Below are 11,386 nucleotides of genomic sequence, written 5' to 3' on the forward strand. Positions count from 1 at the left end.
TTTTTTCCTTCCTATAATTAGAATTCCCACCAAATAAGTTACCTACTACCTTCTCCCCACTCCTAAACTCTCCAGCACTTGAGGATAGAGCTGATACTCGGCGGCATGGATGCGTTCTTCAAAACTTTCAATCGTATCATCAGCTAGTCGCGGCACGCGCACTTGCTGGATGATCTTGCCAGTGTCAACGCCCGAGTCCACCCAGTGAATGGTCACACCGCTCTCAGAGACGCCAGCATTCCAAGCATCCTCAATGCCATGAGCTCCTGGAAACTCGGGTAGATAGGCTGGATGAATGTTGATAATCCGGCCTTCATAAGCTGCCAATAAGGTTGGCCCGACAATTTTCATATAGCCTGCTAGGCAAACCAAGTCAATTTGCTGCGCTTTTAGTAGGTCTACAATAGCTTGCTCGTAAGCCACCTTACTGTCAAACTCTCTAAGCTCAAAGGCATAGCTTTTGACACCTAGCTTATCTGCCCGCTCGAGCACATAGGCATCTCGATGGTCTGAAAAGACAAATTCAACAGGAAACTGCTCAGCAATCACTTGGAAATTTGATCCATTTCCCGAAGCAAAAACGGCAATTTTTTTCATTTGATAAGGACACTTTCACTTTCTTTTTTTACAATCCGGCCGACTTCATAAACAGGCTCGTCAAGAAGTTCTTTGACACGAGCCACATTTTCAGGAGCTACAGCCAAAATCATCCCTAACCCCATATTGAAGATTTCAAACATTTCTTGGTGCTTGATGTGACCATATTTTTCTAAGGCTTTAAAAATCGGCAAGACTGGAATCTTGTCTTCTTCAATCTCAGCAGCCAAATCATCAGCAAACATGCGGGGCACATTTTCGATAAAACCGCCACCAGTAATATGGGCAATCCCATGAACCAGCTTTTCCTTAATCAGCGGCAGCAAAGCCTTGACATAGATACGAGTCGGCTCAAGCAGCACTTCCTTGAGTTTCTTACCTTCCAATTCTGGCAGTTCTTCCTCACCCGTATAGTCAGCAAAGACACGGCGGACAAGCGAATAACCATTTGAGTGGATACCACTGGAAGCCAGCCCCAGAAGGACATCGCCCTCTGCGACTTTAGAGCCATCAATAATCTCTGACTTTTCAGCAACCCCGACAGCAAAACCAGCTAGGTCATAATCATCTTCACCGTACATGCCAGGCATTTCAGCGGTTTCTCCGCCAATCAAGGCAGCCCCAGACTGAACGCAGCCTTCAGCTACACCAGCAACAACTTGTTCGAGTTTAGCTGGTTCATTTTTCCCAGTGGCAATATAGTCTAGGAAGTAAAGGGGCTCAGCTCCTGCAGCAATGATGTCGTTGACACACATGGCTACACAATCCTGCCCAATGGTATCGTGCTTGTCATACTGAATGGCCAACATAAGCTTGGTTCCGACCCCATCCGTACCAGAAATCAGCACTGGCTCCTTGACCCCAGTCTGAGACAGGTCAAACATGCCGCCAAAGCCACCCAGCGCCCCCATGACGCCAGCCCGCTCTGTACGTGCTACATGTTTTTTGATTCGCTCAACAACTTCATAACCTGCTTCAACATCCACACCGGATTGAGCGTATGCATTTTTATTTGTCATAATTTTCTTCCTTACTCTTATTTTTGAAAAAGATTGCGACAACTACCGCTGACCTCGTTTTAATAAAAACTCGTCTTTTCCTTCAGGCTTTCCAGATAGCGCTCTTCATAATCATAGAGCGGAGTTGGGTACTGACCGTCAAAGTAAGCCACACAGAGTCCGCCATTCGGAGCATCCGTCTCAATACCGACTGATTCAATGAGACCTTCCAGAGACAGGTAAGTCAAGCTGTCAGCTCCTATAATCTCACAGACCTCATCAACCGTATGATTAGCCGAGATGAGCTCGCGTCGATTCTGAATATCAATGCCATAGAAACATGGATATTTAAGTTCTGGACTGCCGATAGCCACATGGACTTCAGCAGCACCTGCATCTCGTAGGAGCTGGACAATACGTCGGCTGGTCGTTCCCCGCACGATAGAATCATCCACCATGACCACGCGCTTGCCCTTGACAATGCTGGAAACAGCAGATAATTTCATACGAACTCCTTGCTCTCGCAACTCCTGCGTCGGCTGGATGAAGGTCCGTTGGATGTATTGATTTTTAATCAGACCCATTTCATTTGGCAGACCAGACTCTTCGGAAAAGCCAGAGGCCGCTGACAGGGAAGAATTAGGCACACCGACAACGATATCTGCCTCATGCTGGAATTCCTGAGCCAGTCTGCGGCCCATCCGCTTGCGGGCTGCATGGACATTGACCCCGTGAATGACGCTGTCCGGCCGAGCAAAATAGACATATTCCATTGAGCAAATAGCCAGCTGGGTATCTGCCGTATAGCTATCGTAGGTCACGCCTTCATCATCGATAATCACGATTTCCCCTGGCTCAAGGTCACGCACCCATTCGGCACCCACCACTTCAAAAGCACAGGTCTCACTGGAAACGACCCAGGCCCCATTTTTCATGCGGCCGATGGACAGAGGACGAAAGCCATTAGGATCCAGCGCAGCGTAAAGCTTGTCCTCTCTCATGATGAGATAGGCAAAGCCGCCCTGAACTCGTCTCAAGGACTCTTTGAGCTTGTCTAAGAAATTTTCCTGCTTACTATGGCGAATCAAGTGCATGAGAATTTCCGTATCAGACGAGCTGGCAAAGATAGAACCCTTCTTTTCCAACTCCCGTCTCAGTGAATGGGCATTGGTCAGATTGCCATTATGCGCCAAGCCCATCTGCATATCATAGAAACTGAAGAAGAAAGGCTGGACATTGTTGATGGAGGCTCCGCCAGACGTTGCATAACGGACATGGCCGATGGCTGCTTCTCCTGTCAGATTATCCAAATCTGCTGGGTTCTTAAAGACCTCTGCAACCAATCCCAAATCGCGGTGGCGTTTGAGCTTTCCATGGTCGTTTGACAGGATGCCTGCTCCTTCCTGACCTCGGTGCTGCAGACTATGGAGTCCGAAATAGGTGACCTGAGCCGCCTGTGGATGACCCCAGATTCCAAAAATACCGCACTCTTCATTCAGTGACTTTACTTCGTATGTCATTGTTTTACCTAAATTCTTTTGTCTTGTAAAAGGGAGAAAACCTGACCTTCCAGGCCAAGCAGACTCCTTTTTGATTGCTTGCTCTTGCAATCCAGCTTTATTCGTGACTCGCTTGGAAATAACGAACGGCGCTTTCAAACAATTTCTGGTCTTTCTGACCTGGAATATTTTGGAAAAGGCCGTCTTCATAACGCTCTGAGTGGCCCATCTTCCCGATGATTTGACCGTTCTTGCTCATAATCCCTTCGATAGCGTAGAGAGAGCCGTTTGGATTATACTTGCTATCCATGCTTGGCTGCCCATCAAAATCTACATACTGACTCCAAATCTGACCATTATCGCGCAGCTCAGCAAATTCTTCTGCCGTCACGACAAATTTCCCTTCACCATGAGAAACCGGAATGGCATGGATATCTCCCACTTGCACACCAGCTAGCCAAGGCGAGTTGGTATTGGCAATGCGGGTTTCAACCATCTTGGCCACGTGCTGGTTGGCATCATTGTAAAAGAGAGTTGGACTGCTAGCTCCTGCTTCTTCAAAGTTTCCATAAGGAAGAAGACCGGATTTTACCAGAGCCTGGAATCCATTACAGATACCAATGATGAGACCGCCGCGAGCGATGAAAGCATCGATGGCTTTCTTGACCTTCTCGTTTAGCAAGATGTTGACGATAAACTTAGCTGACCCATCTGGCTCATCTGCAGCAGAGAAGCCGCCAGCAAAGAAGATGATATTGGCCTTGTCAATGTTGTCAACCATGCTGTCAACGGACTTGACAATAGCTGCTTCATCCAAAGTAACGAAGGGAACTAGATTGACCTTGGCTCCAGCTGCTTCAAAAGCTTTGGCCGAGTCGTATTCTGAGTTGGTTCCAGGGAAGACTGGAATGTAAACCAGCGGCTCCGCCACTGTCTCTTTGGCTTTGATAACTGTATCAGAGACAAGAGCCGGCACTTCTTCAATAACTGTTTCTTGTTTAAATTCTGTTGGGTAGATAGGCTCTAGTCGGCCTTCAAAGCTTGCCAAAAGCCCTGCTCCCTCAAGCTGGACACCATTGATAATCAGTGTAAAGTCTGGTTTGGTCTGACCAATCTTCACTGCGCCTGGAATATCCTGCTCCGGACTTGTAAAGACAAATCCGCCCAACTGCGCCTGCAAAATGGAAGGCAGATCAGCAACATCCACTTGAGCACCGATGCGATTACCAAAGCTCATCAAGGCCAGACTCTCTGCCAGACCACCGTATTTAACAGCGGCGGCGGCTGTAATCTGATACTTGGCCTGAATGGCCGCAAAATTTTCAAAGTTATTCTTGATTAAGTCAAAGTCAATATCCTGAGACAGGACCTGCCCTGACAGATAGTAGATAGACTCTCCTGCTGCCTTAAACTCTGGAGACAGGATGCGCCCAGCAGTAGAAGTAGTCACGCCAAAAGCTACCAAGGTCGGCGGTACGGTCAATTCTTCAAAGGTTCCGCTCATGGAATCTTTGCCACCAATAGACGGCAAACCTAGCTGAATCTGAGCTTCAATCGAACCAAGCAGAGCAGAGACTGGCTGTCCAAAACGCTCAGCCTGCTTGTCCATCCGCTCGAAGTATTCCTGATAAGAGAAGCGAGCCTTGGACCAGTCCGAACCAGCAGCAACCAAGCGAGCTGTCGCTTCAATCACTGCATAAGCTGCTCCATGATAAGGCGACCAAGCTGCCACATAAGGATTGTAGCCCTGCGCCATCACAGATACAGTCTCAGTCTTGCCATGCTCAACTGGCAGTTTCTGCACAGAAGCCTCAGTCGGCGTGATTTGGTAGCGCCCGCCGATAGGATGATTAACAGTAGAGCGGCCAACAGAACTGTCAAAGATAGTCTGCAGCCCCTTTTGACTGGTATGATTGAGGTCGCTGAGCAAGTTCTTGAGGTCCTGCTCTAAAGTCGCTTCAGAAGTCACAGTCTGCCCTGGCAATGCTTCTTGGGCATCCACAACCTTAGCATCCACAACCACGCGCACACCATTGGTATCCAGAAAACTCCGCTCTATATCGACGATGGTTTCCCCGTTCCAGTGCATGACCAGATTGGGCTTTTCCGTCACTTTAGCCACAACGACTGCCAGCAGATTTTCCTTAGCTGCTGCAGCGATAAATTGTTCCACATCTTCTGGGCGTACCACTACTGCCATCCGCTCCTGCGATTCAGAAATCGCGATTTCTGTACCATTAAGTCCTTGGTATTTGAGCGGTACCTTGTCAAGGTCAATTTCCAGCCCGTCTGCCAATTCACCAATAGCTACGCAGACTCCGCCAGCCCCAAAGTCATTGGATTTCTTGATGAGACGAGTCACATTGCCATCGCGGAAGAGACGCTGAATCTTGCGCTCCTCTATAGCATTTCCTTTTTGTACTTCCGCACCAGCCGTCTCCACAGACGCAGCTGTCTGTACCTTGGACGAGCCAGTAGCTCCACCAACACCATCACGGCCCGTCTTGCCTCCCAGCAAGATGACCACATCACCTGCCGCTGGTTTTTCACGGACGACGTTTTCCTTAGGAGCCGCACCGACAACCGCACCCAGCTCCATCCGCTTAGCAACAAAGCCTGGATGGAAATACTCACGGACATAGGTCGTTGCTAGACCAATTTGATTCCCGTAAGAAGAATAGCCGTGCGCTGCAGTTTTTGAAATGACCTGCTGAGGGAGCTTGCCAGCCCGCGTTTCAGCAATCGGCTGAGTAATATCGCCCGCACCTGAAATCCGCATAGCCTGATAAACATAAGAGCGGCCAGAAAGCGGGTCACGAATGGCTCCGCCGATACAGGTCGCAGCCCCACCAAAGGGTTCAATTTCTGTTGGATGGTTATGGGTTTCATTTTTAAACATCAGCAGCCAAGGCTCCTTGACACCATCCACATCCACTTCAATCTCTACTGAGCAGGCATTGATCTCATCAGACACTTCCATGTCATCCAGACGGCCATTGGCTCGCTCATAGCGACCAAAAATAGTCGCCATATCCATAAGTGTCTGCGGTTTGTCACCACGTCCTAGCTCATCACGCATAGCCAAGTATTTATCATAAGTAGCCTGCAGCTGCTTTTCAAACTTAGAAGCCGAAAAATCAATCTTCTTCAACTCCGTCTCAAAGGTCGTATGTCGACAGTGGTCAGACCAGTAAGTATCCAGAACCTTGAGCTCGGTCTCTGTCGGGAAACGGCCAATCGACTTGAAATAGTCCTGAATAAAGAGCAAATCTGCTACTTCCATAGCCAGACCATGCTCCTGCTTGTAGGCTTTAAAGTCCGCTTCCGTATAGTCCTTAAAGAAGTCCAGAACCGGAATGGTCTTGTCGGACTCGGAGAACTGCTCCAGCTGGATCGGCTGCTCAATATCTTTAAAGCGTGAATCAACTGGATTCAGCAAGTATTTCTTGATTGCTGCCAACTCGCTGTCTGAGATGTCTTTATTGACCAAATAAAGCTGAGCGGTTCTCACCAGAACATCTGTCCCAGCGCCGAGCAAAAAGAGAGCCTCCTGAGAGCTGGCTGCTCGCTGGTCAAACTGACCCGGCAGCGCTTCTATGGCAAAAAATGCTGTCTCTGCAAGTGCAGCCTCTACTTCCTCCTCCGTCAGCAATCTATCTGTCACCTGCTCAGAGAAAATATGCTTTTCGGCACGAGCGACCAAATCTTCTGCCAGATGAAAGACATCATAAACTTGAATCATCCGAAGATCTGACAATGTTTTCAACTGAAGATTATGCGTCAGCTCTCTCACCAAGCTCTGTGATTTCACACCGAAGTTGCTCTTCTTCTCTACAAAAATACGCTTGTCCATGATTTTTCACACCCTGCCCTTACTTAATCGCCTGCAATTTTTCCCAAACAACCTGATAGACATCTGTCAGTTCACCAAGGCCACGCCGGAAAACATCCTTGTCCATGTGATGGCCTTCCGCATCCCAGAGACGGCAATTATCTGGTGAAAATTCATCTGCCAGAATAATCTTGCCATCTTTGTCAAAGCCGAACTCTAACTTGAAATCAATCAATTTCAGTCCGATTTGGCGGAACCAGTCTGACAAGAGCTCATTGATCCGGCGAGTCTCCTCTTTCAAAAAGGCAATTTCTTCGTCGCTGGCAATCTTCAAGAATTTCACATGTTCGTCATTGATGAAAGGATCATCCAAATCGTCATTTTTGTAGTAAAATTCCACAATCGGAGTTTCAAGCGCGATGCCCTCTTCTACTCCAAAACGTTTGGAAAAAGAACCCGCTGTGTAGTTGCGCAGCACCACTTCCAAAGGAATAATCTCTACTTTTTTATTTAGCTGGTCCGTATCCGAAACCTTCTCAATGAAATGCGTCGCCACACCAGCTGCATTGAGTTTCTCAAAAATAAAAGATGAAATCTGGTTGTTGAGCACTCCTTTACCAGCAATCTGCTCCTTCTTGACTCCATTAAAGGCCGTTGCCTGGTCCTTGTAGCGCGCCAGAATGACTTGCTCATCATCTGTAGAGAAAATATCCTTAGCTTTTCCCGAATATAACAACTTATTAGACATTTTAATATTCGCCTTTCGTGGTTTTATACCCTCATTTTATCATCTTTGAATACATTTTACAAGAAATTCCGTATAAACTTTCTGTATCCAGTTAAAGAAATCGTTTCCTTTCCAAGATACGAAAAAAGACCGGAAGATACCGATCTTTTATTTTTAATGTTGCTTCTTCAGTTTCTCATGGATATAAGCCACCACATCGGAAATTGTTTTGAAGTTATCCATATCCTCATCAGGAATCTCAATATCAAAAGCTTCTTCCAGATTGATGATAAATTCCATCAAATCAACAGAGTCCACTCCCAGCTCCTCTTTCAAGCTCAGTTCTGGAGTGATATGCAGCTTCCTGCTGTCATGTTCTTGAATGATTTCGACAATTTTTGCATAAATTTCTTTTTCGCTCATGTTTACTCCTTTACATCTGAAAATTCAACGACCGATTTACCAACAACATCTGTTTCCAGCATGGTCCGAATCTGACGAATCGTGCTATAGACAGCCTTAGCATCGCTAGATCCATGCGTTTTGACAACAGGCGCTTTCAAACCGAATAGAACTGCACCGCCTGCACTAGAATAGTCCAGACTATTTTTGAGTCCTCGCAGGCTGTCCTTGAGCAGCCAAGCTCCCAATTTAGCCTTGAAACCACCGCCTAAAATAGACTTCTTCAGCTGACCCATAATACTGATAGCAGTTCCTTCGATTGATTTCAGAACGGCATTGCCAGTAAAACCATCTGCAACGACAACATCTGCCACATCATCCATCAAATCACGCGCTTCTACATTGCCGATAAAGTTAAGTGTCGAATCCCCAGCTAAAAGCTCATAGGCTTCCTTGCGCAGAGGGTCGCCCTTACTGCTTTCTGTTCCGTTATTCAAGAGACCCACCCTCGGCTTCTTGATTCCTCGGACATTTTCAGCATAGAAAGAACCCAAAGTCGCATACTGGTGTAAATGATGGGCTGTGTTTTCAGCATTGGCTCCCAGATCCAGCATATCAAATCCCTGACCGCCAACCGTTGGCATAGTAGATAAGAGACCCGGTCGGTCAATGTTCTTGATACGCCCTACGATAAAGAAGCCGGCTGCCAAAAGCGCTCCAGTATTTCCAGCAGACAGCATAGCATCTGCTTCCCCTGCCTTCACAGCCTTGGCTGCTAGCACCATACTAGCCTCTTTCTTCTGACGAATGGCCTTGGTCGGCTCGTCATCTGAGTCAATCTTTTCCTCCGTGTGGATGATGTGGACCCGCTCACCAGCAGTCAGATAAGGCTTGATTTTCGCTTCATCGCCATAAAGGAGAATTTCAATATCCGCAAACTCCTGTACCGCTCGATTGGCTCCTTCCACCAGAGCCTGAGGGGCATTGTCCCCTCCCATAGCATCAACAGCTATTTTTTTCATTAGATTTATTCCTCGTTCTTATCTTTTAAAATGTTTCCCCAGTCCCCCAGAGAATCTATAAATTTTTTGGATTTGAGATGGATGCCGACATATTCATCATAGAGCAGGTCGATAAAATCCCGCAGCTGCTTTTTAATATCTGGCTTCAAAGAAATGGTCTCCAATTCGCTAAAGCGGACCGCCTGAAATTGGTCCAGCAGAAAAAGAAGGTTGGGATTCAGATGACATCGTCTTTCATCCTGGTGATAATGGTCAGGGCAAAGCACTCCGCTATATTTGAAAGAGAAGTCAAAAGGCAGACCCGTTCGATGACAAAAAGCACAGTCATGGAAGTTCAGCGAAACTCCAAAACGTGACAAAATCTGAATCTCAAAGATATTGGTCAGCACTTCATAGTCCAGACCATCATTCATCAGCTCCAGGGTTTTCTGCAGAAAAGCAAAGAGCGCCGGATCCGGCTGATTGTCCTGAAGACTGGCATCTGCCAAGGCCGCCACATAGCTGGCATAGGCCATGATGAATAAATCCTCATTGATGCGATGGTAGGTAACCACATCCTGATAGTCCTCGATATAGCTAAGACCATCATCATTGATTTTCATCAGTAAGTTCGCCGCAGTCAAAGGCTGAATGACGGGTGCTAGCTTGGATTTAACAGCATGCTTGACGAAAAACATCCGCTTACCAGCCTGTTCCGTAAAGATCTTGACCAGCTTGTCATCCTCACGGAAATTGCGGTTATAGAGAACCAGACCTTGACTTGTTAGAGATTTAAGCATAGTCCTCCATGTAGTCCTTGAGGCGTTTCAGAGCTTCTCGAATCGTCTCCATACTAGCCGCATAGGACAGACGGATATAGCCTTCTCCGTATTGACCAAAAGCTGCCCCCGGGATAAAGGCCACAGCCTTCTTCTCTGCAAAATCCTGCAGAAAGGCGAAAGAATCTTGATTATAACCATCTGGTATCTTAGCAAAGATATAAAAAGCCCCGTCTGGTTTGATAATCTTAAAGCCTAACTCTGCCATTTTCTCTATGATGTAATCACGACGCTGGATATACTCAGCCTTCATTGGCTCCGCATCATCTTTCCCAACTGTCAGGGCTTCAATACCGGCAAACTGAGCCATGGTATTGGCCGCTGTTACAAGATACTGGTGGCTCTTAATCAGCTGTGCAGTGAAAACTGCTGGAGCAAAGATAAAGCCCAACCGCCAGCCAGTCATGGCATGAGACTTAGACAGGCCGTTGATAACGATGGTTTGGTCTGGCAGATACTCCGCGATGGAGACATGCCCCTGCTCTGTATAGGTCAGCTCAGAATAGACCTCATCGCAGACCACAAAGACTTGGTATTTTCCTAGGACATCCGCCAGAGCTTTGATCTGCTCCCGCGAATAAGTCACGCCGGTCGGATTGGCTGGATAATTAAGAATGACCGCTTTTAACTGCTCGCCCTGCTCCAAAATAGCTGCTTCCAGCATCTCTGGAGTGAGGACAAAGTTATTGGCCGTTGTATTAATCTCGACAATCTCTGCCCCCACTAGATTGACAATAGGCTCATAGCCTGGATAAGCAGGAGCTGGCAGCAAGACCTTGTCTCCTTCTTCTAGAATGGCTGTCAGCGTAGCCGACAAGGCCTCTGTCGCCCCAATTGTGACCAAAACCTCATCTTCTGGGCGATAGTGCAGATTATACTTTTCTTTCACAAAGCTGCTGGCCGCCTGACGCAGCTCCAAGAGACCGCTCATACCAGTGTAGTGACTTTGATTAGCATCAATCGCCGCCTTGGCTGCTTCTTTGATATGATCCGGTGTTGTAAAGTCCGGCTCCCCTAAGGTTAGCCGAAGAACTCCCGGAATAGCAGAAATTGATTGGTCAAACTGACGAATCAGCGAAATTTCTATTTTTTCTAAGTTTTTATTAAATTTCTTACTTAAATCCATACATACCTCCAGCCGCTCAATAGAACTATTATACTATAAATGCAGAAGCATAGCAAAAGCTATTACATGATTTCTTATGCAGAAAAAGGACTAAGCTTGCACTGAACCGCACCCCAAAAGTTAGACAGAAAAATCTAACTTTTGGGGTGTTTTTAAATGAAACTAACTTATGAGGATAAAGTTCAAATCTATGAACTAAGAAAACAAGGAATCAGCTTCAAGCGACTTTCAGAAAAATATGGAATGAACCTTTCAAATCTTAAGTACTTAATCCGATTGATTGATCGTTACGGAATAGAAAATGTCAAAAAAGGAAAGAATTATTATTACTCTCCTGAATTAAAACAAGAAATCATCAATAAGGT

Annotated in this window: 9 protein-coding genes and 1 pseudogene; 1 reads left to right on the forward strand and 9 read right to left on the reverse strand. The window is 46.7% G+C overall.

All coding sequences use genetic code 11. From position 1 onward, the window contains the following. Positions 1 to 45: 45 nt before the first annotated feature. The 9 genes from purN to K1I94_RS09410 all read right to left on the reverse strand — a co-directional run bounded on the left by purN (position 46) and on the right by K1I94_RS09410 (position 11,021). The gene (purN, locus tag K1I94_RS09370) at positions 46 to 597 is read right to left on the reverse strand and encodes a phosphoribosylglycinamide formyltransferase (RefSeq protein WP_223315157.1); all 552 of its coding nucleotides are present in this window, start codon (positions 595 to 597) and stop codon (positions 46 to 48) included. Beyond that, entirely contained in the window at positions 594 to 1,616 is a 1,023-nt protein-coding gene (purM, locus tag K1I94_RS09375; RefSeq protein ID WP_223315158.1) for a phosphoribosylformylglycinamidine cyclo-ligase, read from the reverse strand. Before purM ends, purN begins: the two co-directional genes overlap by 4 nt. 59 nt (positions 1,617 to 1,675) lie before the next feature. Continuing rightward, a complete protein-coding gene (purF, locus tag K1I94_RS09380) occupies positions 1,676 to 3,115 on the reverse strand; it encodes an amidophosphoribosyltransferase (RefSeq protein ID WP_002901944.1) in 1,440 nt (479 codons plus the stop codon). 97 nt (positions 3,116 to 3,212) lie between these two features. Further along, positions 3,213 to 6,947: a phosphoribosylformylglycinamidine synthase gene (locus K1I94_RS09385; protein WP_223315159.1), complete on the reverse strand. Its 3,735-nt coding sequence runs from the start codon at positions 6,945 to 6,947 to the stop codon at positions 3,213 to 3,215. A gap of 19 nt (positions 6,948 to 6,966) precedes the next feature. Next, positions 6,967 to 7,674: a phosphoribosylaminoimidazolesuccinocarboxamide synthase gene (purC, locus tag K1I94_RS09390; RefSeq protein ID WP_002901941.1), complete on the reverse strand. Its 708-nt coding sequence runs from the start codon at positions 7,672 to 7,674 to the stop codon at positions 6,967 to 6,969. Between the two features lie 153 nt (positions 7,675 to 7,827). After that, complete coding sequence (locus K1I94_RS09395) at positions 7,828 to 8,076, reverse strand: acyl carrier protein (RefSeq protein ID WP_049547547.1); 249 nt, start codon at positions 8,074 to 8,076, stop codon at positions 7,828 to 7,830. A gap of 2 nt (positions 8,077 to 8,078) precedes the next feature. Beyond that, positions 8,079 to 9,077, reverse strand: a complete 999-nt coding sequence (plsX, locus tag K1I94_RS09400; RefSeq protein ID WP_125357220.1) for a phosphate acyltransferase PlsX — start codon at positions 9,075 to 9,077, stop codon at positions 8,079 to 8,081. A gap of 5 nt (positions 9,078 to 9,082) precedes the next feature. After that, on the reverse strand, positions 9,083 to 9,856 hold the full coding sequence (gene recO, locus K1I94_RS09405) for a DNA repair protein RecO (RefSeq protein ID WP_002911323.1): 774 nt from the start codon (positions 9,854 to 9,856) through the stop codon (positions 9,083 to 9,085). Further along, complete coding sequence (locus K1I94_RS09410) at positions 9,849 to 11,021, reverse strand: pyridoxal phosphate-dependent aminotransferase (RefSeq protein WP_223315160.1); 1,173 nt, start codon at positions 11,019 to 11,021, stop codon at positions 9,849 to 9,851. Before K1I94_RS09410 ends, recO begins: the two co-directional genes overlap by 8 nt. A gap of 156 nt (positions 11,022 to 11,177) precedes the next feature. Here K1I94_RS09410 and K1I94_RS09415 point away from each other — a divergent pair. Next, positions 11,178 to 11,386: pseudogene (locus tag K1I94_RS09415) on the forward strand (IS3 family transposase); the annotation flags it as partial.

The sequence above is a fragment of the Streptococcus sanguinis genome (assembly GCF_019929145.1).
Classification (GTDB): Bacteria; Bacillota; Bacilli; order Lactobacillales; family Streptococcaceae; genus Streptococcus; species Streptococcus sanguinis_U.